Raw genomic sequence first — 22,073 nt, forward strand, 5'->3', positions numbered from 1 at the left:
CCCAGGCAGCGGCCACTGGCCCCGCTCGGTCCCGAGAAACGCAGCCAGCCCGGGCCGAAACCACTGGCCGCCGAGCGCTCGGCCCCGAACCGCGAGCCCGCCCGGGGCGGAACCACTGGTCCCATCGAGTCGGAGGGACCCTCGGGCCCGGCCCCCGGCTCGGTGGCCGCGCCCAGGCCAGGGGCCGAGGCCGCGCCGGACCCAGACCCCGAGTGCTGCCGAGCGCCGCCCAAGGTCGCCGCCGTCCGCCCGGTTGGCCCCCGCAGGGTCTGGGCGGCTCCCGTTCGCTCCAACGCCCGTCCTGGGGCGTCATGGTCCCGGCCCACATCACCCGGCCCCTCTGCGGCACCAGCCCAACTGCCAGCCCGTCGCGTCGCGTTGATGCGGCGAGGCGCGGCCGCCGACCCAACCGTGCACCCGGGAGGAGGCGAACCCCGCCCGGGGGGCCCAAACGCTGGGCTCTCCGCCAACCCGGGCCCCGCCCCCTCGCACCCCCCTCGCCCTCACGACCCGCGCCTGCCGCAAAAGTCTGAAATGCCGGGTTATCTTGCTGCTCTATCCGCCCCGTTGGCCGAGCGGTCTCACCTACCGCGAGAGAAGCGATGCTCCAGGCAATCGGACTCACCAGCGCCCCCCGCCCCGACCTCCCGCCCGTCGTGGACGACCTCACCTTCGAGGCGCGACCCGGGCAGCTCACCGCTCTGCTCGGCGCACCGGGCTCGGGCCGGACCACGGCCCTGCGCCTGATGCTCGAACTCGAACCCGGCCGTGGCGTCACCTACTTCCGCGGCCGGCCCCTGCACGCGCTCGCCCACCCCACCCGCGAAGTGGGCACCCTCCTCGGCGATGTGCCGGGCCACCCCGCCCGCACCGTGCGGGGCCAGCTGAAGCTGATGTGCACCGTCGCGGGCGTACCGGTGTCGCGGGCCGAGGAGATGCTGGAGGTCGTCGGACTCTCCGGCCTCGCCGACCAGCGCCTCGGCACCCTCTCGCTCGGCATGGACCGCCGCCTGGGCCTGGCCGCCGCGCTGCTCGGCGATCCCCACACCCTCCTGCTCGACGAACCCGCCGAGGGCCTTTCGCCCCGCGAGAACGCCTGGCTCCACGGACTGCTGCGCGGCCACGCGGAGCACGGCGGGACCGTCCTGTGCACCTTCGCCGACCCCAAGGAAGCGGCTCGCGTGGCGGACCGCGTGGTCACCATCGACGGCGGCCGGCTCGTCGCCGATCAGGACGTCACCGAGTTCGCCCGCACCCGGCTTCGGCCGCGCGTCGCCGTCGCCACCCCGCACGCCGCCCGCCTCGCCGCCCTGGTCGGCCGCGAGGCACGCGCCGCGCAGCGCTCCGTCGAAGTGGTCGCCGAGGACGGCAGCCACCTGTCCGTGTACGGCAGCAGCACCGCGGAGGTCGGGGAGACGGCCTTCCGCAACGGCGTGCTGCTGCACCGGCTCGCCGACGAGGTCGGTGACGCAGGACCGAGCGTCCACGTCCCACCCGAGGAACGCCCCGCCCCGCCCCGAAGTTCCCACCCGCTGCCCATCACCCCCGCCACCCCCCGTACCCCGCTGCGCCCTCTGCGCTACGAGCTGCGCAGGCTCCTGGGCGTACGCACAACCTTCCTGCTGGCGGCGGGCGTTCTCGCGGTGTCGGCGGTCCTGTCGGTGCTGCTCGCCCGGGCCGGGCACGCCCCGCCGTCGCGCCTCCTTTCCGCCTGGCCCGGTCTGCTCCCGCTGCCTCCCGCCGCGCTCGGCGCGGGCCTGTTCGGCGCGCTCGCCTTCGGCGACGAATACCGCTACCCCGCGCTCGCCGCCGACCGCGGCACCGTGCCGCGCCGGCTCGGACTGCTCCTGGCCAAGCTCGTGGTGTCCGCCGGCGCGGCCCTCGTGCTCGCCGCCCTCGCCGCCCTGCTCGACCACCAGGCCCTGCGCCTGGTCTACGGAGGGCCGGTCGCGGGTCCGGCGCGGGAATGGCCCGCCCTGGCCGCGAGTTGGGCCGGACTCACGGTGGGCTGCGCCTGGGCGGGGCTGCTCGCCGCCGGGATCTTCCGGGCCACATCGGCGGGCCTGGCCGCGGTGCTCGCCGTCCCCGTCGTCGTCGTACCGCTGCTGCGCAAGGCAGTCGAAGGGCACACGGTGCGCTCCGTCGCCGGACTTCCCGACCGGCTGCGTGGCCTGGCCCGGGTGCGCTGGCCGCACGCCCTGGACCACTGGCTCGTCGCCGTACTGCGTCTGATCGCCGAACCGGTCGGCGCCGCGCTGACGTTGTCGCTCACCGTTCTCATCTGCGCGTATCTGCTCACCGGCCTTCGCGCCAGGGCCCGTTGGTGAACGGCTCGCGCCCGGCGAACGGTGATCTGTCCGCAACTCCGGGGCCAATGCCCGCTTCTTTCCGATAAAGCGTCAATTGCGGGGGTGGCGGTGATCACCCTTTCGTGTGCTTTTCACCAAAGACCTCAAGGGGCACGGGAGTCCCGCCGACAAAGGGTGCATGAGCACCCTTGCGCACACCATGATGACCGCCCGCACCGCCGAAGCCGGCCTCTCCGCCCCGGGCGAACTCGACCGCTACCCCTACGGCGAGGCGCGCCCCTCGGACCGGCTGGGAGCCCCGTCCTGGGACGGCGGGGACGCGGAGCTCGGCCGGGTGGGCCGCAGGGCCGCCGGCAGCCGGGGCCGAGGCCTGCACGGTCAACTCGTCCAGCAGCTCGGCCAGATGATCGTCTCCGGCGACCTCGGCGCGGACCGTCCGCTGGTTCCCGAGGAGATCGGCCAGCGCTTCGAGGTCTCCCGCACGGTCGTCCGCGAGTCCCTGCGCGTCCTTGAGGCCAAGGGGCTGGTGAGCGCCCGGCCCAACGTCGGCACCCGGGTCCGCCCGGTCAGCGACTGGAACCTGCTCGACCCCGACATCATCGAGTGGCGCGCCTTCGGCCCCCAGCGGGACGACCAGCGCCGCGAGCTGGCCGAGCTGCGCTGGACCATCGAGCCGCTCGCCGCCCGCCTGGCCGCGGGCCACGGCCGCGAGGACATCCAGCAGCGCCTGGGCGACATGGTGGAGATCATGGGCCACGCCCTCGCTCAGGGTGACGCGCTCACCTTCTCGCGGGCCGACGCCGAATTCCACTCCCTCCTGATCCAGCTCGCGGGCAACCGGATGCTGGAGCACCTTTCCGGCATCGTCTCGGCCGCCCTCCAGGTCTCCGGCGCCCCGGTCTCCGGCTGTGACCGCCCCACGGACGGCTCGCTCGCGCACCACGGCCGGATCGTGGACGCCCTGGCCGGCGGCGACGCGATGGCGGCGGAGGCAGCCGTGCGTCAACTGCTCACGGTGCACCCCGAGGTGGAGCGGGTCGTCCCCGCCCCCCGCGAGCACTGACCTGAGCCCGCCCGACACGCTGTGCCGCCGGATCCCGGGGAGGGTCCGGCGGGCTCGAAACGGGGTATCTGCCCCTTGTGGGCCCTTGGTCCCCTTTGGGGTGTGACTCGGGCCACGAAGATTGCCCGTAACACTCCTCGGAACCATGCGATGACTTAAGAGGTAACAGCCGAGGAAGGAATACAGCGGCCAAGCGTGGCGCTGTGCAGCTCCGAGGTTCAGCCCGCGCCCCCGGCACATCCCCAGCCGGTGGTCGTCGGCTCCGGCCCGATCCTGGGCGGGGCCGGAAGCCGTTTTCCATCGTTTCGAGAGGTTGTTCGTGTCGGCCAGCACATCCCGTACGCTCCCGCCGGAGATCGCCGAGTCCGAGTCTGTGATGGCGCTCATCGAGCGGGGAAAGGCTGATGGACAGATCGCCGGCGATGACGTGCGTCGGGCCTTCGAAGCCGACCAGATTCCGCCGACCCAGTGGAAGAATGTTCTGCGCAGCCTCAACCAGATCCTCGAGGAAGAGGGTGTGACGCTGATGGTCAGTGCCGCGGAATCACCGAAGCGCACACGCAAGAGCGTCGCAGCGAAGAGCCCGGCGAAGCGCACCGCCACCAAGACGGTCGCGGCCAAGACGACCGTGACCACCACCAGGACCGTCGCCGCCTCCGCGGCCCCGTCCGAGACCGTGGACGTGCCGGCCGACGAGGCCGAGGACGCCCCCAAGAAGGCCGTCGCCAAGAAGGCGGCCGTGAAGAAGACCGCCGCCAAGAAGACGGTGGCCAAGAAGACCGCGGCGAAGAAGACGGCCGCCAAGAAGGGTGACGACGAGGAGGCCGTCGAGGGCGACGAGCTCCTTGAGGACGCCGCGCCCGGCAAGGGCGACGACGAGGAGCCCGAGGGCGAGAGCAAGGGCTTCGTCCTGTCCGACGAGGACGAGGACGACGCTCCCGCCCAGCAGGTCGCCGTCGCCGGAGCCACCGCCGACCCGGTCAAGGACTACCTGAAGCAGATCGGCAAGGTCCCGCTGCTCAACGCCGAGCAGGAGGTCGAGCTCGCCAAGCGCATCGAGGCGGGCCTGTTCGCCGAGGACAAGCTGGCGAACGCCGACAAGCTCGCGCCGAAGCTCAAGCGCGAGCTGGAGATCATCGCCGAGGACGGGCGCCGCGCCAAGAACCACCTCCTGGAGGCCAACCTCCGTCTGGTGGTCTCCCTGGCCAAGCGCTACACCGGCCGCGGCATGCTCTTCCTGGACCTGATCCAGGAGGGCAACCTCGGTCTGATCCGCGCGGTCGAGAAGTTCGACTACACCAAGGGCTACAAGTTCTCCACGTACGCCACCTGGTGGATCCGTCAGGCGATCACCCGGGCCATGGCCGACCAGGCCCGCACCATCCGTATCCCGGTGCACATGGTCGAGGTCATCAACAAGCTCGCGCGCGTCCAGCGCCAGATGCTCCAGGACCTGGGCCGCGAGCCCACCCCTGAGGAGCTGGCCAAGGAGCTCGACATGACCCCCGAGAAGGTCATCGAGGTCCAGAAGTACGGTCGTGAGCCGATCTCGCTGCACACCCCCCTGGGTGAGGACGGCGACAGCGAGTTCGGTGACCTCATCGAGGACTCCGAGGCGGTCGTGCCGGCCGACGCGGTCAGCTTCACGCTCCTCCAGGAGCAGCTGCACTCGGTGCTCGACACCCTCTCCGAGCGTGAGGCGGGCGTGGTCTCCATGCGCTTCGGTCTCACCGACGGCCAGCCCAAGACGCTGGACGAGATCGGCAAGGTCTACGGCGTGACGCGTGAGCGGATCCGCCAGATCGAGTCCAAGACCATGTCGAAGCTGCGCCACCCGTCGCGTTCGCAGGTGCTGCGCGACTACCTCGACTAGGTCGCGGTCGTTACGAACGAGGGCCCGGTCTCCCCGGCGGGAGACCGGGCCCTCGCGCGTACCCGCAGGTGCGGTGTGCCGCTCGTTGAATGACGCTGGGTGTGCCCGCGTCACCGAGAGTCAGGAGACCCTATGCGCCGCTCCACCGCCCGAGCCGTGATGGGGGCGGCCGCCCTCGCGGTCACCGCCCTGGGCGCGCCACCGCCCGCGGCTGCCGACGAGATCGTCATCGGGGGAAAAAAGGTCCAGATCTCGGACAGCCCCTGGGTGGTGGCCCTCTCCAGCCGTGACCGGTTCGGACGTACGCGCGCGGGCCAGTTCTGCGGGGGAGTGGTGGTCGCCCCCACCACGGTCCTGACGGCCGCCCACTGCCTGCGCAACGACGTGCTGGGCATGGCCGTGAGCCAGGTCCACGACCTCAAGGTGATCGCGGACCGCACGGACCTGAAGACCGCCGACGGCCAGGAGATCCCGGTGAGCGCCACCTGGGTGAATCCGGGGTACAACACGGCGACCAACGCGGGCGACTGGGCCACGCTCACCCTGTCCAAGCCGCTGCCGGCCTCCTCGGTGATCCCGCTGGCTCCGGCGGGCGACCCGGGCTATCAGCCCGACACCCGGGCCACGGTCTACGGCTGGGGCGACACGACGGGTGCGGGCCGCTATCCGACCACCCTGCACGCGGGAATCGTGTCGGTGCTGCCCGACGACGCCTGTGCGCGCGCCTACCCGCCGAACTCCGAAGGGTCCTACGAGCCGGCCACCATGCTGTGCGCGGGCGATCCCAAGGGCGGCCACGACGCCTGTCAGGGCGACAGCGGGGGGCCGTTGGTGGCCGGGGGCAAGCTCATCGGCCTGGTCTCCTGGGGCAACGGCTGCGCGAAGGCCGAGTTCCCCGGTGTGTACACCCGGGTGTCGGCCGTCTCCCTGCCGTCGGGCACGGCTTCCTGACGCGGACATGAGAACGGGCGGCACTCCCCCTGCACGGGGAGTGCCGCCCGTCGCCGGCCTTGGACCGGCCCTGGCTCGTCGTGGTGCCGAGGTCTCAGCGATCCTCGTCCCCAGTGGACTCGGGCACCGCCGTGAGGCGGTCCGTCTCGTCCTGTATGTCAGCGGCGATCTTCTTCAGTTCCGGCTCGAACTTACGTCCGTGATGAGCGCAGAAGAGCAGCTCGCCGCCGCTGGTGAGGACTACGCGAAGGTAGGCCTGTGCGCCGCAGCGGTCGCAACGGTCGGCGGCCGTCAGGGGGCTCGCGGGGGTCAGAACAGTAGTCACGTCGCCTCTTCTCTAGCTCGACGAGCTGTCGTACCAGGGTCAACATCCAACCAGGCCGAAAACGTTCCCGCTCGTGGCTTTTCCTCGAAAACTTCTTGGGTCAAGGTGGCTGTCTGCTGCCGGTTGGCGGCGAATGAGCCGTATTGCGGAGCTTTACGGGTTTCGCGTTGCTTGTCTTGTCTGGTCCTCCCGGCGGGGTTGCCGGTTGTTCATGAGGACGTGCCCGGAGCCTAAATGGTTCATGCCCTGATTGGGAACGTGATATCCGCATCACCCCCACGAGGGATCGAACATGTTTGCGACGCTGGACTAGCATGAGGTTTCGCGAGGGTGGCGTTACAACGGCTCTACCAGGCCTCGGTACCCTCTGACCGGCGACCGACGCCGGCCCCTTACCCACCGGGGCGTCCATTGAAATTCAGCGAGGAGCGAACTGCGTGACCGCCGAGACGTCCGTTCCGTCCACTGCGCTGCTGAGCGGGGCAGACCGCGACGGCTCCAACTACACCGCTCGGCATCTGCTCGTACTCGAAGGCCTCGAAGCCGTCCGCAAGCGGCCCGGCATGTACATCGGGTCCACGGACAGCCGCGGCCTGATGCACTGCCTCTGGGAAATCATCGACAACTCCGTCGATGAGGCCCTGGGCGGCCACTGCGACCACATCGAAGTGATCCTCCACGACGACGCCTCCGTCGAGGTGCGCGACAACGGCCGGGGCATCCCCGTCGACGTCGAGCCCAAGACCGGCCTCTCGGGCGTCGAGGTCGTCATGACCAAGCTGCACGCCGGCGGCAAGTTCGGCGGTGGCTCCTACGCCGCCTCCGGCGGCCTGCACGGCGTGGGCGCCTCCGTGGTGAACGCGCTCTCGGCCCGCCTCGACGTCGAGGTGGACCGGAGCACCACGCACGCGATCAGCTTCCGCCGCGGCGTGCCCGGCATCTTCACCGAGCAGGGCCCCGACGCGCCCTTCGACCCCGGCAGCGGACTGCGCAAGGGCAAGCGCGTGCCCAAGGGCCGCACCGGCACCCGCATCCGCTACTGGGCCGACCGCCAGATCTTCCTCAAGGACGCCAAGCTCTCCCTGGACACGCTCTACCAGCGGGCCCGCCAGACGGCGTTCCTGGTGCCCGGCCTGACCATCGTGGTCCGCGACGAGCGGGGCCTGGACGGCGAGGGCAAGACCGAGGAGACGTTCCGCTTCGACGGCGGCATCAGCGAGTTCTGCGAGTACCTGGCCGAGGACAAGGCCGTCAATGACGTCCTGCGCCTGACCGGCTCGGGCACCTTCAAGGAGACGGTCCCGGTCCTGGACGACCGGGGCCACATGACGCCCACCGAGGTCACCCGTGAGCTCGGCGTGGACATCGCGCTGCGCTGGGGCACCGGCTACGACACCAACCTGAAGTCGTTCGTGAACATCATCGCCACCCCCAAGGGCGGCACCCACGTCACCGGCTTCGAGCGCTCGGTCACCAAGACCGTCAACGAGGTCCTGCGCGCCACGAAGATGCTCCGGGTCGCCGAGGACGACGTCGTCAAGGACGACGCCCTGGAAGGGCTCACGGCGGTCGTCACCGTCCGGCTGGCCGAGCCGCAGTTCGAGGGCCAGACCAAGGAGGTCCTTGGCACATCGGCGGCCAACCGGATCGTCGCCAATGTGGTCGCCAAGGAGCTCAAGGAGTTCTTGACCTCCACCAAGCGGGACGCCAAGGCGCAGGCGAGGGCCGTCCTCGACAAGATCGTCGCGGCCGCCCGGACCCGCATCGCGGCCCGTCAGCACAAGGAGGCGCAGCGCCGCAAGACCGCGCTGGAATCCTCCTCGCTGCCGGCCAAGCTGGCGGACTGCCGCAGCGACGACGTCGAGCGCAGCGAGCTGTTCATCGTCGAGGGCGACTCGGCGCTCGGCACCGCCAAGCTCGCCCGCAACTCCGAGTTCCAAGCCCTGCTGCCGATCCGGGGCAAGATCCTCAACGTTCAGAAGGCGTCGGTCTCCGACATGCTGAAGAACGCGGAGTGCGGCGCGATCATCCAGGTCATAGGGGCCGGCTCGGGCCGCACCTTCGACATCGACGCCGCGCGGTACGGCAAGATCGTGCTGCTCGTCGACGCCGACGTGGACGGCGCGCACATCCGCATCCTGCTGCTGACCCTCTTCCAGCGCTACATGCGCCCGATGGTCGAGGCGGGCCGGGTCTTCGCCGCGGTGCCGCCGCTGCACCGCATCGAGCTGGTCCAGCCCAAGAAGGGCCAGGACAAGTACGTCTACACGTACTCGGACAACGAACTGCGCAGCACCCTGCTGGAGTTCCAGCGCAAGAACATCCGCTACAAGGACACCATCCAGCGCTACAAGGGCCTCGGCGAGATGGACGCCGACCAGCTGGCCGAGACGACCATGGACCCGCGTTTTCGGACCCTGCGCAGGATCAACATCGGCGACCTGGAGGCCTCCGAGCAGGTCTTCGATCTGCTGATGGGCAACGAGGTGGCGCCGCGCAAGGAGTTCATCACCAGCTCGGCCGCCACCCTGGACCGCTCACGCATCGACGCGTGATCCTGGCCGGACCCCGGCCCCGGTCCCGCCCGGCGAACGCCGGTCCGCGCGCTCGCGCGGACCGGCGTCCGCGTCTCTCCACCCCTGGGTGCAGACGGGACGTCCACCCGCGGTCCACCTCTGCGCCGATGCCTCTGAGCAGGCGGTTTCCGTAGCGTCCTTAAGCGTACGGACCGTTCCGTTCCCGTCGCCTGGAGGCTTCGATGTCCGCGCTCATGAACGTATTGCTGGCCCTCGCCGCGGTCGCGCTGATCCTGGTACGCCAGTTCAAGCCCCAGCAGGTGGGCGGCTCCCGGCGCTGGTGGCTCCTCCCCGCGCTGCTGCTGTTCTTCTCGGTGAGGAACGGCGGCCTGGTGGACCAGCACCACCGCTCGGGCTCGCTCGTGCTGCTGGGCGCGGAGGTCCTGATCGGGGTGCTCATGGGCGTCGGCTGGGTCCTGACGTCGAAGACCTGGACCGAGGCGGACGGCACGGTGTGGTCCCGCGGCACCGGGGCCACCGCCGGGATCTGGGTGCTCGGCATCCTCGTGCGCGTCGGGCTCGCCGGGCTCGGCGCCCTGGCCGGGATCCACCTGGGCACGGGTGCCATCCTGCTCGCCCTCGCCGCCTCCCTCCTGGTGCGCGGCGGCCTCCTGATGTGGCGGACCCAGCCGGCCCCGGCGTCCTACGGTGCGGCGGCCGCTGCGGCCTGCGCCGGCTCCGCCCGGCCGTCCCGGCGCGGCTCACTCGACTGACGCCATTTCCATCACCCAATGGGGTGAAGGGGCCCTCCTGGCGAGCGCCGGGCGGGCCGCCTCTGCTCATCCTTGGGCACTGGCCCAACGGGGCCGTGAGCAAGGAGAGTTGTTCGGTGGAGAAGCAGGAAGGGCGTGACTCCGCGGCGGCGCGGATCGACGACCCTTGGTACGACACCATCGCCTCCGGGTGGGGCGAGCTGGAGGGCGACGCGGTGGCCGCGACCGTGCCCGCCCAGCAGCGGGCGGGCGAGGACGAACGTGCCGGCGCGGCCGAGATCTACCTCGAAGTGCACCGCAGTGCGGCCTTTGGGGAGGTGCGCCGCCGCTACCGCCGGTTCGTCGTCCCGGCCGCCCTCGCCTTCTTCGCCTGGTATCTCGCCTATGTGATCACCGCGGTCGGCGCCCCGGACCTCATGGCACGCCCGGTGGCCGGCGCGGTGAACGTGGCGATGGTCGCGGGACTGGCCCAGTTCCTCACCGCCTTCCTGCTGACCTGGGCCTACGCCCGCCACGCCCGGCTGCGCAGGGACCACGCCGCGCTGGAGCTGCGCTGGGTCGTGTTCGAACAGAACCAGCAGAACCGCCGCCACCACCGGCACAGCGGCCCCTGGGTAGATGCCACCACGGCCCGGCGGGACGAAGGACAGGGAACGACACGGGGGGCCGACAAGTGATCGCCGGCGGGGACCAGCAGACTCTGGCGCTGCTCCTGTTCAGCGCGTTCGTGGCGGTGACGCTCGCCATCACCACCTGGGTGAGCCGCAACCGGCACGGCTCGGCCGAGGAGTTCTACACGGGCGGCCGGCTCTTCTCCCCCATGGAAAATGGTTTTGCCATCGCGGGCGACTACATGTCGGCCGCCTCCTTCCTCGGCATCTCCGGCCTGATCGCCCTGTTCGGCTACGACGGCATGCTCTACTCCGTGGGCTTCCTCGTCGCGTGGCTCGTGGTGCTGCTCCTGGTCGCCGAACTCGTCCGCAACTGCGGGAAGTTCACGCTGGCCGACGTCGTCGCCGCCCGGATGAGCGAGCGGCCGGTGCGGATCGCGGCGGGAACTTCCTCGGTCACCGTGTCCGTTCTCTATCTGGTGGCGCAGATGGTCGGCGCGGGCAGCCTGGTCGCCCTGCTGCTCGGCGGCACGAGCGGCGCCGCGCGGAACTGGACGGTGATCGGGGTGGGCGCCCTGATGGTGGTCTATGTGTCGCTCGGCGGCATGCGGGCCACCACCTGGATCCAGATCGTGAAGGCCGTCCTGCTGATGGCCGGCACGATCACCCTCACCGTGCTCGTGCTGCTGCGCTTCCACGGCGACATCAACCTGCTGCTGAACTCGGCGGCCGAACACAGCGGCCACGGAAAGGAGTTCCTGGCACCCGGCCTCAAATACGGCGGCGACTGGACGGCGCGGCTCGACTTCATCAGCCTCGGTCTCGCCCTGGTCCTCGGCACGGCCGGACTGCCGCACATCCTCTCGCGCTTCTACACCGTGCCCACCGCCCGGGCCGCCCGCCGCTCGGTCATCTGGTCCATCGGCCTCATCGGCGGCTTCTACCTGATGACGATCGTGCTCGGCTTCGGCGCGGCCGCGCTGGTCGGCACCGCCGAGGTCAAGGCGTCCAACCCGGCGGGCAACACCGCCGTCGCGCTGCTCGCCTACCACTTGGGCGGCGGAGCCGGCTCCACCGGCGGCACGGTCCTGTTCGCCGTGGTCGCCGCCGTCGCCTTCGCCACGATTCTCGCCGTGGTCGCGGGCATCACCCTCGCGTCCTCCGCCTCCGTCGCCCACGATCTGTACGCCTCCCTCAAGCGCGGGCACGCCAAGCAGCGCAGCGAGGTCGCGGTCGCGCGGGTCGCGGCGGTGGGGATCGGGGCGGTGGCCATCGCGCTCGGCCTGCTCGCCCGTGACCTCAACGTGGCGTTCCTGGTCGGCCTCGCCTTCGCGGTGGCCGCGTCGGCGAACCTGCCGGTGCTCCTGTACTCGCTGTTCTGGCGGAACTTCACGACGCGGGGCGCTGTGTGGTCGGTGTACGGGGGCTTGGTTCCCGCGCTGATCCTGGTGCTCGTCTCGCCCGTGGTCTCGGGCAGCCCCGAATCCCTCTTCCCCGGCGTGGACTTCCAGTTCTTCCCGCTGCAAAACCCCGGCCTGCTCTCCATCCCCCTCGGGTTCCTCGCGGGCTGGCTGGGCACGGTGACCTCGCACGAGGTGGCGGACGAGCTCAAGCACGCGGAGGCGGAGGTACGGGCCCTGACCGGCGCGGGAGCGGTGTAGGACCCCGCCGACTCACACCGCCCACGCGTAGCGGTGTTCCGGGCGTCCCGTCTCGCCGTAGCGCAAGGTCAGGCGCAGGCGCCCGGACTGTTCGAGCAGACGCAGATAGCGCTGGGCCGTGGACCGGCTCAGGCCGGTGCGTCCGGCGACCTCGTGGGCGGACAGCGGGTGGTCGGCGTCGTGCAGGACATCGCGGATCAGTTCCGCTGTCGGCACCGAGTGGCGGCTCGGCAGCCCGGTGCGCAGCGCGGCGAAGATCCGGTCGACCTGCTCCTGGTCCTGCGCCACCGGCCCCGCGCCCGAGGCGTCCGCCGCCCGGTCCACCGTGCGCCGCAGCGTCGCGTACGCGTCGAGCTTGGCCCGCAGCCCCGCGAAGGTGAACGGCTTCACCAGATAGTGCAGGGCGCCATGGCGCATCGCGGCCTGGACGGTCGCCACATCGCTCGCCGACGTCACCATGATCACGTCGGTGTGGTGGCCCCGCTGGCGCATCCGGCGCACCAGGCTGAGCCCGGTCTCGTCGGGCAGGAAGTGGTCGAGCAGGACCAGATCGATCCGGTGGCGCTCCAGGGCGGCCAGCGCCTGCGCGGCGCTGTGCGCCCGCGCCGCCACCCGGAAGCCGGGAACCTTCCCGACGTACGCCGCGTTGATCTCAGCGACCCGGAAATCGTCGTCCACGACCAGGACATCGATCACGACGCATCCCTCCCCGAGGCCGCGACAGCAGTGCCGCGCGCCGATGTCGCGCTGAACTCCGCAGTTGTATCGCGCGCAAAACGAGCACAACAGGGGTCTGCGCGCAGAAGTACGTCCAGCGCGCACAAGGCTGACGCCCGAGGCGGCCCGCGCCTACGGTCCCGCTCCATGAACACAGTAACCAGCCCCGCCATCGAGCTGAGGGGCGCGGGCAAGGCGTTCCGTACGCCGTCGGGCGCCGCGCACATCGCCGTACGGGATCTCGATCTCACCGTGCGCCAGGGCGAGTTCGTGGCCGTCGTCGGCCCCACCGGCTGCGGCAAATCGACCACGCTGACCCTGGTCAGCGGCCTGGAGGAGCCCACCGATGGTGAGGTCTTCGTGGCCGGGGAGCCGGTCCGCGGCATCGGTGACAAGGTCGGCTTCGTCTTCCAGCAGGACGCCGTCTTCCCTTGGCGCACGGTGCTGTCCAACGTCATGGCGGGCCCGCGCTTTCGCGGCGTGGCGAAGGCCGAGGCCAAGGAGATGGCCCGCGCCTGGCTCGCCCGGGTCGGCCTGAGCGCCTTCGAGGACCGCTATCCGCACCAGCTCTCCGGCGGCCAGCGCAAGCGCGTCGCGCTCGCCGCCACCTTCGTGAACGACCCGCGCATCCTGCTGATGGACGAGCCGTTCTCGGCCCTCGACGTGCAGACCAGAGCCCTGATGTCGGACGAACTCCTCGAACTCTGGACGGGCAGCGGGGCCTCGGTCGTGTTCGTCACCCACGACCTGGAGGAGTCCATCGCCCTGGCCGACCGGGTCGTCGTGATGACGGCGGGCCCCGCCACCGTGAAACGAATCTTCGACATCGGCCTGCCCCGCCCGCGCAAGGTCGAGGAGGTGCGCCTCGAACCGCGCTTCCTTGAGATCTACCGGGAGATCTGGCAGTGCCTGGGCGAAGAGGTCCGCATCACCAGGGAGCGGAGCGCCACCGATGCGGCCTGACGCACAGGGTGCGTCTTCGCAGGTGCCGCCTGACGCACACGGTGCCTCGTCGACGGCGCCGGACACGTACGGCGCCGCGCCGATGCCGCCGGATGCACAGGGCGCGTTGCCGACGCCGCCGGACACTCGCGGTGCCTCGTCGACGGTGCCTGACGCACACGATGCCTCGTCGACGGTGCCGCCTGACGCACACGGTGCCTCGCCGACGGCGCCGGACACGCACGGTGCCTCGTCGACGGTGCCTGACGCACACGGCGCGTCGCAGGTGCCCCCTAACGCACAGGGCGCGTCGCCGATGCTGCCTGACGCACACGGCGCCTCGTCCACGGCGCCGGACACGCACGGTGCGTCGCCGACGGTGCCTGACGCACACGGTGCCTCGTCGACGGCGCCGGACACGCACGGTGCCTCGCCGGCGGCGCCCGCCGTCCCCGCCCCGTCCGGTGCCAAGGGTGCGACGCGTGCCCGGGCTGCTCGCAACCGACGCCTCCTGGTTCTCGGTAGCCGCCTCCTGCTGCTGGTCGTGGTCTTCGGGGCCTGGGAAGTGCTGGCCCGCGCCGAGGTCATCGACGCCTTCAACTTCTCGATGCCCTCGGCCATTTGGCGCCAGATACGGGAGTGGGCCGAGCACGGCACCGCGCAGGGTTCGCTCTGGGAGCAGATCTGGTACACGCTCTACGAGGCGCTGCTCGGCTGGGCCGTCGGGGTGGTCGCGGGTGTGGTGCTCGGCATCGCCCTTGGCCGGATCCGCTTCCTCGCCGACGTGCTCGGCCCCTACATCAAGGTGCTCAACGCCATCCCGCGCATCGTGCTCGCGCCCGTCTTCCTGATCTGGTTCGGGCTCGGCCCTGCCTCCAAGGTCGCCTCCGCCGTCGTGCTCGTCTTCTTCCCGGTCTTCTTCAACGCCTTCCAGGGCGCCCGCGAGGTCGACCGGAACCTCGTGGACCACGCCCGCGTCCTGGGCGCGAGCAAGCGGCGCGTGACCCTTCAGGTGGTCATCCCCTCCGCCACCTCCTGGATCTTCACCAGCCTCCACGTCAGCTTCGGCTTCGCGCTGATCGGGGCGATCGTCGGCGAGTACATCGGCGCGACCAAGGGCCTCGGGCTCCTGGTGGCCGCCTCGCAGGGAACCTTCAACGCCGCCGGTGTGTACGCGGCGATGGCCATTCTCGCGGTAGTCGCGCTGGTGACCGAGGCTTTGCTCACCTTCGCCGAACGGCGGCTGTTCCGCTGGCGCCCGGCCGAGTCCGCCACCGACCGCTGACGAGACCGGGCCGCCCCCGGGGCGCCCCCGCTCCGTACGCGGAACGCCGACGCGCGCCGCGTACCCCCTCCGTACCCCACCCGTGATCACAGGGACGTGATGATCATGCACGGCAGCAACTCCGACGCCGCACCAGGCGGCCTCAACTCCCCAACCACACTGGCTCGTTCAGCGCGCCCGGCCGCGCGCAGCGCACCCCGCGCCCGCCTCGCCGGCGGCCTCTGCGTCGCTCTCCTGATGACGCTCTCCGCCTGCGGCGGCCACGCGGCGTCGGACACCAGGAGCGCGTCCGGGCAGGCCACCGTCAAGATCATGGTCGGCGGCCTCGACAAGGTCATCTATCTGCCCGCGATGCTGACCCAGCGGCTCGGCTACTTCCAGGCCGAGGGCCTGGACGTGCGGTTGCTGACCGAACCGGCCGGGGTGCAGGCCGAGACCGCGCTCATCTCCGGTGACGTCCAGGGCGCCGTCGGCTTCTACGACCACACCCTCGACCTTCAGGTGAAGGGCAAGAAGGTGGAGTCGGTGGTGCAGTTCTCGCACGCGCCGGGCGAGGTGGAGGTCGTCTCCACGCGGGCCGCGGCGGGCATCGGGTCGCCCAAGGACTTCAAGGGCAAGAAGCTCGGGGTCACCGGGCTCGGGTCGTCGACGGACTTCCTCACCAAGTACCTCGCGGTCCGCGACGGGGTGAAGACCAGCGACTTCACCCCCGTCGCGGTCGGGGCGGGGCAGACCTTCATCGCCGCGTTGAAGCAGGGTTCCATCGACGGCGGCATGACCACCGACCCGACGGTCGCCGCCCTCCTCGACCAGAAGCTCGGCAAGGTCCTGATCGACATGCGCACGCCCGAGGGCTCGCGGCAGGCGCTCGGCGGCCCCTATCCGTCCTCCAGTCTGTACATGAACACGCAGTGGGTGAACGGCCACCGGCAGACGGTGCAGAAGCTGGTCAACGCCCTGGTGAAGACGTTGCGTTGGATGTCCGCGCACAGTGCGCGGGAGATCGCGGCCAAGATGCCGGCGGATTACGCGCAGGGCGGCAAGGCGCTCTACGCGCAGGCGATCGAGTCCACGCTGCCGATGTTCACCAAGGACGGCGTCATGCCCGAGAACGGTCCCGAGACGGTCGAGCGCGTACTCAAGGCGTTCAATCCCAACCTCAAGTCGGCCAAGGTCGATCTGTCCGGGACCTACACGACGGAGTTCGTGAAGAAGGTCCCGCAGGGCTGACGCGCCCGCGCCGCTCCATCGGGGGACGCACCCGCCGTCCGCCGCCCGCCCCGGCTACCGCGAGGCCACCCACGCGTAACGGTGCTCGGGGCGGCCCGTCTCGCCGTAACGCAGACCGAGCCGCACCCGGCCGGCCCGCTCAAGGAGCTTCAGATAGCGCTGAGCGGTCTGACGGCTCACCCCCGCCCGCTCCGCGATCTCCTGGGTCGCGAGCGGGCCCTCGGCCGCCTTGAGCACCCGGCGCAGCAGATCGGCGGTGGTGGGGGAGTGGCCCTTGGGAAGGTCGGGCTCGGCCGGGACGGACAGCGCCCCGAAGATCCGGTCCACCTCCGCCTGCTCGGCCTCGCCGCCGCCGTCCAGGGTCCGGCGCAGCACGGCGTACGCCTCCAACTTGGCGCGCAGACCGGCGAAGTTGAAGGGCTTGACCAGATACTGCAACGCGCCCTGACGCATCGCGGCCTGCACGGTGGCCACATCGCGGGCCGCCGTCACCATGATCACGTCGGTGTGGTGGCCCAGCGCCCGCAGCTCCCGCACGAAGGCGAGCCCGTTCTCGTCCGGCAGATAGTGATCGAGCAGCACCAGATCCACCGGCCGCGCCACGACCCGGGCCAGCGCCTGGGCGGCCGAATGCGCGAGTGCCACCACCCGGAAGCCGGGAACTTTCGCGGTGTAGGCGGCATTGATGTCGGCGACCCGGGGATCGTCGTCCACGACCAGTACGTCGATCACCGCGCCTCCTCTACGGGCCTTCGCCGCCCGTCCGTGCTCGTGACGGAGCCCGCATCCGTGCTCGTGACGGAGCCGGCATCCGTGCTCGTGTGCGGCGTCTCGCCCAGCGCGTCGGGCAGTACGACGGTGAACTCCGCCCCGCCGTCCGGACCGTCGGCGACGCGCGCGCCGCCGCCCATGCGCTCCGCGAACCTGCCCACCAGCGCGAGCCCGAGCCCCCGCTTGCCGTGCGCGGGCGCCTCCTTGGTCGTCCAGCCCTCGGTGAAGACCAGTTCCCGCAGCTCGGCGGGGATGCCGGGACCGTTGTCACGGACCCGTACGACCACCGTGCGCCCCTCCGCGCGCAGCTCCACCTCCACCGCGGCGCCGGGCACCCCGGCCGTCGCGTCGAGCGCGTTGTCGACGAGGTTGCCGATGACGGTGACCAGGCCGCGGGGATCGACGAGCCGGTCCGGCAGCAGGGTCGCGGGCGACAGCCCCAGGGCCACCGCGCGCTCGGCTGCGACCGTCGCCTTGCCGACCAGGACGGCGGCGAGCAGCGGATCCTTGACCTTCTCCGTGACCTGCTCGGCGGTGGCCCGGTGCACCCCGACGACCTCGGTGACGAAGTCGGCGGCCTCCTCGTACAGCTCAAGTTCGAGCAGGCCCAGCAGGGTGTGCAACCGGTTGGCGTGCTCGTGGTCCTGGGCGCGCAAGGCGTCGATCAGGCCGCGCGTCGAGTCCAGCTCGCGGCCCAGGCGTTCCAGCTCGGTACGGTCGCGCAGGGTCGCCACGGCCCCGCCGTCCTGCGTCGGCATCCGGTTGGCGACCAGGACGCGGTGGCCGCGCACGGTCAACAGGTCGGTGCCCTCGACCCGGCCCGCCAGGACCTCCGTCGTACGTCCCGCGCCCAGCGCGTCGTCCAGGGCCTGCCCGGCCACTTCGGGTCCGACGCCGAGCAAACGCTGCGCCTCGTCGTTGAGGAGTCTGATGCGCCCGCCCCGGTCGAGTGCGACCACGCCCTCACGGATGGAGTGCAGCATCGCCTCGCGTTCGGCGAGCAGCATGGAGATGTCGGAGAAGGCCAGGTCACGGGTCTGCCGGTGGATGCGCCTCGCGATGAGGTAGGCGGCGAGCGCGCCCACCGCGAGCGCGCCGCCCGCATACGCGAGCAGTCCCGGGATCGCGTGCAGGAGCCGGGCCCGTACGCTGTCGTACTCGATGCCCACCGACACGGCGCCCACGATCGTGCCGCGGGCGTCGCGCAGCGGGACCTTGCCGCGGGCCGAGCGGCCCAGGGTGCCGCTGTCGATCTCCATGACGTCGTGGCCGGCCAGCGCGTCCTTCGGGTCGGTGGAGACCACCCGGCCGATCTCACGGGGGTCGGTGTGCGACCAGCGCACCCCCCGCGTGTCCATGACCACCACGTACTCGGCGCCCGTCGCGCGCCGCACGCGTTCCGCCTCGGCCTGCACCGGGCCGCCGGCGGAGGGCGGGGTGGAGCGCAGGTCGTCGGCGAGCCGGGGCTGGGCGGCGGTCGTGGCGGCGATGGCGAGGGCACGCCGCATGGCCTGGTCGTCGAGCTGGGCGCCGAGCGGGGCGAGGAAGAGCCCGGTGGCCAGCACGGCCACACCGGCCGCGATGGCCAGCTGCATGAGGAGCACCTGGGAGAAGACCCGCCGTGGCCAGCCAAGACGCCGCCTGCGGGGCGCGGGCCTGGTCGGGTGGGCGGTCATGGGTAGGCACGTTAGACGGCCCGGGCCGCTTCCCGGAATGCCTCCGGGATCACAGTGCGGTCTCCCTGGACGGCGCGGCGCGGCGCCGGGGGCTCAGCCGTGCGGCGGTCTCCGGATCACATGACGCTGTCCGTGCGCAGCGGGCCCGCCGTGACGCGCAGGGTCCGCACGCGTGGCGGCTCCTGTCGCTCCAGCTCGAAGATGTGCGTGAACGGCGCGCGCACCACGTGCTCCGGGTGGCTCTTCTTGGCCATGACGGCCTCGCCCCGCAGCAATTGGACGCCGTTGTCCGTGGTCCAGTACTCCAGGACCTCGTGGCTGATGCGCAGCGGTGCGTCGATCTTGACGAAGAACGCCTTGATGGCCTCGACGCCATGGATGTGGGCGGTGCCGAAGTACATGTCGGTGTCCTCGGTGAGAGGCGCGAACCCCTCGTCGAAGTCCAGTGTGTCGATGGCGTCCATGAACGCGAGGATCCACTCGGGGACGGCTGTGGCGTGGGCGGTGTCCGGCATGAGGGCGCACTCCTGGTCAGGCCGCGGCGGGCAGCGCGGCGAGGAAGGCATGGATCTCGGCGTTGACGGCCGCCGGGTTCTCGCGGGCCGCGAGATGGGCGGTATGGGGCAGCACACGGAAGGTGCTGCCTTCGATGGCGTCGGCCATGCGCCGCACCACGTGCACGGGGAACTGGCTGTCCTCCTCGCCCGCGATGATCAGGACGGGCGTGTCCCGGATGGTGCTCAGACGGCGGTGCTCGTCCTTGCGGCCGATCAGGATGCTCCGCAGCGCCCAGGCGACGGACTTGGGGTCGTCGCGCAGGACGAACGTGATGAAGTCGAGGAATTCAGGGTTCGTGGCCTCTGCCGTGGGGCCGGCGAAGGCGGCGCGCGCTGCCTTCGCGGCCAGCGGCGGCATGCTCGCGCGCAGCGAGAGGAGGGCACAGAGCCCGGTGGCCCAGACGCTCTCGAAGGTGGAGGGCAGGGACGCGGTGCAGTTGATGCCGATCGCCGCGATGGTGCGGCGCGGGTGGTACGCGGGGAAGACCCCCGCCAGCATGCCGCCCCAGCTGTTGCCGACCAGGACGCAGCGTTCGATGCCGAGCGCGTCAAGGATCTCCACGAGGGCGTCGGAGCACTCCCTCAGGTCGATGATCCTGCGCAGGGCGTCGGACTTGCCGTGGCCTGGGCTGTCAATGAGGACGAGACGGTGGGTGGGGGCGAAGTGCTCGTACTGGTACTGCCACATCGTGCCGTCCATCATCAGGCTGGGCCAGCACACCATGGCGGGGCCGTCGGGGCGGCCGCCGACGCGGACGTTGATGTCTCCCAGGGCCGTGGGGATCAGCTGCTCGGTGACGTCGTGGAGCCAGGCGGAGGTCATGTGCGGTTCCTCTCCGTGGTCGTCGAGGAGGGCGACACTTGGTAGCGTAGCGCTACTAGTATCAAACCGCTACCACTTGCTCGGGGTGCGTCAGTGCGGCCCTTCCTCCGGGTGTGCCGGGTGCAGGGACGAGGCTTCGACCGGCTGGTGACAGCTGCTACAGGCGAGATAGGGCTCGGTCGGCCTGCCGCACGCGGTGTGCACCAGGGGGTGGCGCGTGAGGTCGCCGTCCGTCGCGTGGGCCTCGGCCCAGCGCGTGATGGTCACGATGGCCGGCACGACCAGTTCGCGGGCGCTGTCGGTGAGCCGGTACTCGTACCACGGCTTGTCCGGGCGGTAGGCGTGCTTGGTCAGCAGGCCCAGCTCGGTCAGGCCGGCCAGCCGCGCGGTGAGGATGTTCGCCGAGATGCCGAGGGCGCGTTTGAGCTCGCCGAACCGGCCGACGCCGAAGAACACCTCCCGCAGGATCTGGTAGTTCCAGCGCTCGGAGATGGCGGACAGGAACTCCTGGCCGTGCTGGAAGGTGAGGTGACTCTTTTGGTCGGACATGGGCTTCTCCCGCCCCCGCCGGCCCGGCGGTGAGTGGTCTGGTCGGTACTGAAGGGCACGCAGGAGTGAGACGTTACTGGCTCGCCGCAGCGCCCGGGCCGCCCGTGGACGGCCCCTGGAAAGGGAGGGGGAGGGGCCGTGGTGGGCGGGGGCCGGTGTAGTGACCGCTGGGGCGCATCCGCAGGGGCCGCTCCGCGTACTCCTCCAGGGCGTGCGCGATCCAGCCGGCCGTGCGGGCCACCGCGAACACGGTCTCGCCGGCCTCCGCCGGCATGCCGAAGGCGACGCTCATGACGGCGAGCGCGAGATCGATGTTGGCGTACAGGGCGGTGTGCCGGGCCGTCGTGTCCACCACGTCGCGCGCCGCCGCCAGTGCGTCCGCCGCCTGCGGGATGGCGCCGAGCAGCGCGAACAGGGCGGTGGCGCGCGGGTCTTCGCCGGTGTAAAGGCGGTGTCCGAGGCCGGGTACGCGCCGCCCCGAGCGCAGATGGTCGGCGACGACCGGGGCCGCGCCGCCGCGCTCAAGCACCTCGGCCAGGGTGCGGTGGGCCAGGCCGCTCGCCGCGCCGTGCAGCGGCCCCTCCAGCGCGCCGAGTCCGGCCGAGACCACGGCATAGGGGTGGGCCCGGGCGGAAGCGGCGACCCGGGCGGCGAGCGTGGAGGCCGCGAGGTCGTGGTCGATGAGCAGCGCGAGTGCCGTGTCAAGCAAGCGAATTGACGTCGCGTCAGGTTCCTGGGGGGTCAGGCGCCGCCACAGCCGCCCGGCGAGGCGGCCCTCGTCGTCCGTGTCGTTTTCGTCGGTCGCGTCCTTTTCGGTCCTGGCCGCCTTCGGCAGCGCGCCGACCAGGGTCGGGATCAGCATCCGGCCGCAGCCGAGGACGGCCGAGGGGTCGAGGTCGAAACGCAGGGGGTCGGCGGCGGAGACGGCGACCGCGGCGACCCGCAGCCGGTCCATGGCGCCGCTGTGTGCGGGCAGCGCGCCGGCGGCGCGCCGGGCCGCTTCGAGGAAGGGGGGCGGCGCGGTGAAGCGGGCGCCGCGCGTCAGCTCCCCTGTCCACACCCACTCCGCGACCTCCTCGAAGCCGTAGGCGGTGGCGAGTTCGACGGCGTCGACGCCGCGGAAGAAGTAGCGGTCCTTGTCGATCAGGGTCAGGGCGGTGGGGAAGCTCAGCTCGCCGCCCGTGGCGCCGCCGGCGGACGGCTCGCGGCGGTTGCCGCGCCGGGCCAGCGCGTCGACCTCCCGAGCGTCGAAGGTGGAGCCCCGGCCGCCGGGCGCGCGCTCACTGCTCAGCTGCCCCCGGCTGACGTACGCGTAGACCGTCTCGGGCTTCACGCCGAGCCGCTGGGCCGCCTCGCGGGTGGTGAGCCGTGCCTGTTCCGTCATGGGGTCACCGTATCCATATTGATTGAGCGGATCAGAATCAATGTTGACACCTTGCAA

The 22,073-nt window shown here is 71.3% G+C and carries 19 protein-coding genes; 11 read left to right on the forward strand and 8 right to left on the reverse strand.

Annotated elements, in window-relative coordinates:
• Positions 1–602 precede the first annotated feature (602 nt).
• From ACFYM2_RS29740 to ACFYM2_RS29755, 4 genes are all read left to right on the forward strand, one after another.
• Positions 603–2,327: an ATP-binding cassette domain-containing protein gene (locus ACFYM2_RS29740; protein WP_388840543.1), complete on the forward strand. Its 1,725-nt coding sequence runs from the start codon at positions 603–605 to the stop codon at positions 2,325–2,327.
• 160 nt (positions 2,328–2,487) lie between these two features.
• Complete coding sequence (locus ACFYM2_RS29745; RefSeq protein WP_359002165.1) at positions 2,488–3,372, forward strand: FadR/GntR family transcriptional regulator; 885 nt, start codon at positions 2,488–2,490, stop codon at positions 3,370–3,372.
• Between the two features lie 319 nt (positions 3,373–3,691).
• The gene (locus ACFYM2_RS29750; protein ID WP_359002163.1) at positions 3,692–5,245 is read left to right on the forward strand and encodes an RNA polymerase sigma factor; all 1,554 of its coding nucleotides are present in this window, start codon (positions 3,692–3,694) and stop codon (positions 5,243–5,245) included.
• Between the two features lie 132 nt (positions 5,246–5,377).
• Positions 5,378–6,196: a serine protease gene (locus ACFYM2_RS29755; RefSeq protein ID WP_359002161.1), complete on the forward strand. Its 819-nt coding sequence runs from the start codon at positions 5,378–5,380 to the stop codon at positions 6,194–6,196.
• A gap of 94 nt (positions 6,197–6,290) precedes the next feature.
• On the opposite strand, the gene ACFYM2_RS29760 is transcribed toward ACFYM2_RS29755, so the two are convergent.
• Positions 6,291–6,521 (reverse strand): hypothetical protein, encoded by a 231-nt coding sequence (locus ACFYM2_RS29760; RefSeq protein ID WP_100575885.1) that lies wholly within the window; start codon positions 6,519–6,521, stop codon positions 6,291–6,293.
• A 437-nt stretch (positions 6,522–6,958) separates the two neighbouring features.
• On the opposite strand from ACFYM2_RS29760, the gene ACFYM2_RS29765 reads away from it, so the two are divergent.
• From ACFYM2_RS29765 to ACFYM2_RS29780, 4 genes are all read left to right on the forward strand, one after another.
• Entirely contained in the window at positions 6,959–9,076 is a 2,118-nt protein-coding gene (locus tag ACFYM2_RS29765) for a DNA topoisomerase IV subunit B (RefSeq protein ID WP_359002159.1), read from the forward strand.
• A 203-nt stretch (positions 9,077–9,279) separates the two neighbouring features.
• Positions 9,280–9,810 (forward strand): DUF1453 domain-containing protein, encoded by a 531-nt coding sequence (locus ACFYM2_RS29770; protein WP_388840546.1) that lies wholly within the window; start codon positions 9,280–9,282, stop codon positions 9,808–9,810.
• A 116-nt stretch (positions 9,811–9,926) separates the two neighbouring features.
• Complete coding sequence (locus ACFYM2_RS29775; RefSeq protein WP_388840549.1) at positions 9,927–10,487, forward strand: DUF485 domain-containing protein; 561 nt, start codon at positions 9,927–9,929, stop codon at positions 10,485–10,487.
• Positions 10,484–12,082, forward strand: coding sequence for a cation acetate symporter (locus ACFYM2_RS29780; RefSeq protein WP_388840552.1), 1,599 nt, complete (start codon positions 10,484–10,486; stop codon positions 12,080–12,082). Before ACFYM2_RS29775 ends, ACFYM2_RS29780 begins: the two co-directional genes overlap by 4 nt.
• 12 nt (positions 12,083–12,094) lie before the next feature.
• Here the strand turns inward: ACFYM2_RS29780 and ACFYM2_RS29785 are convergent, their stop codons facing one another.
• Positions 12,095–12,778, reverse strand: a complete 684-nt coding sequence (locus ACFYM2_RS29785) for a response regulator (RefSeq protein ID WP_359002151.1) — start codon at positions 12,776–12,778, stop codon at positions 12,095–12,097.
• A gap of 168 nt (positions 12,779–12,946) precedes the next feature.
• On the opposite strand from ACFYM2_RS29785, the gene ACFYM2_RS29790 reads away from it, so the two are divergent.
• The 3 genes from ACFYM2_RS29790 (at position 12,947) to ACFYM2_RS29800 (ending at position 16,256) form a co-directional block, all read left to right on the forward strand.
• On the forward strand, positions 12,947–13,762 hold the full coding sequence (locus ACFYM2_RS29790) for an ABC transporter ATP-binding protein (protein ID WP_359002149.1): 816 nt from the start codon (positions 12,947–12,949) through the stop codon (positions 13,760–13,762).
• 358 nt (positions 13,763–14,120) lie between these two features.
• Positions 14,121–15,026 carry an ABC transporter permease gene (locus ACFYM2_RS29795; protein WP_388840555.1) on the forward strand — a complete coding sequence of 302 codons (906 nt, stop codon included), beginning with the start codon at positions 14,121–14,123 and terminating at the stop codon, positions 15,024–15,026.
• A gap of 237 nt (positions 15,027–15,263) precedes the next feature.
• Positions 15,264–16,256, forward strand: coding sequence for an ABC transporter substrate-binding protein (locus ACFYM2_RS29800; RefSeq protein ID WP_359002145.1), 993 nt, complete (start codon positions 15,264–15,266; stop codon positions 16,254–16,256).
• A gap of 54 nt (positions 16,257–16,310) precedes the next feature.
• Here the strand turns inward: ACFYM2_RS29800 and ACFYM2_RS29805 are convergent, their stop codons facing one another.
• From ACFYM2_RS29805 to ACFYM2_RS29830, 6 genes are all read right to left on the reverse strand, one after another.
• Positions 16,311–16,988 (reverse strand): response regulator, encoded by a 678-nt coding sequence (locus ACFYM2_RS29805; RefSeq protein ID WP_359002142.1) that lies wholly within the window; start codon positions 16,986–16,988, stop codon positions 16,311–16,313.
• Positions 16,985–18,703 carry an ATP-binding protein gene (locus ACFYM2_RS29810; protein ID WP_388840558.1) on the reverse strand — a complete coding sequence of 573 codons (1,719 nt, stop codon included), beginning with the start codon at positions 18,701–18,703 and terminating at the stop codon, positions 16,985–16,987. Before ACFYM2_RS29810 ends, ACFYM2_RS29805 begins: the two co-directional genes overlap by 4 nt.
• Before the next feature lie 116 nt (positions 18,704–18,819).
• Positions 18,820–19,218 carry a nuclear transport factor 2 family protein gene (locus ACFYM2_RS29815; protein WP_388461509.1) on the reverse strand — a complete coding sequence of 133 codons (399 nt, stop codon included), beginning with the start codon at positions 19,216–19,218 and terminating at the stop codon, positions 18,820–18,822.
• Between the two features lie 16 nt (positions 19,219–19,234).
• Complete coding sequence (locus ACFYM2_RS29820) at positions 19,235–20,083, reverse strand: alpha/beta hydrolase (protein ID WP_359002136.1); 849 nt, start codon at positions 20,081–20,083, stop codon at positions 19,235–19,237.
• A 90-nt stretch (positions 20,084–20,173) separates the two neighbouring features.
• Positions 20,174–20,632 carry a winged helix-turn-helix transcriptional regulator gene (locus ACFYM2_RS29825; RefSeq protein ID WP_388840561.1) on the reverse strand — a complete coding sequence of 153 codons (459 nt, stop codon included), beginning with the start codon at positions 20,630–20,632 and terminating at the stop codon, positions 20,174–20,176.
• Between the two features lie 73 nt (positions 20,633–20,705).
• The gene (locus ACFYM2_RS29830; RefSeq protein ID WP_388840565.1) at positions 20,706–22,016 is read right to left on the reverse strand and encodes a citrate/2-methylcitrate synthase; all 1,311 of its coding nucleotides are present in this window, start codon (positions 22,014–22,016) and stop codon (positions 20,706–20,708) included.
• Between the last annotated feature and the right edge of the window lie 57 nt (positions 22,017–22,073).

Origin of the sequence: Streptomyces sp. NPDC006711 (assembly GCF_042869775.1) — a bacterium.
Lineage (GTDB): Bacteria > Actinomycetota > Actinomycetes > Streptomycetales > Streptomycetaceae > Streptomyces.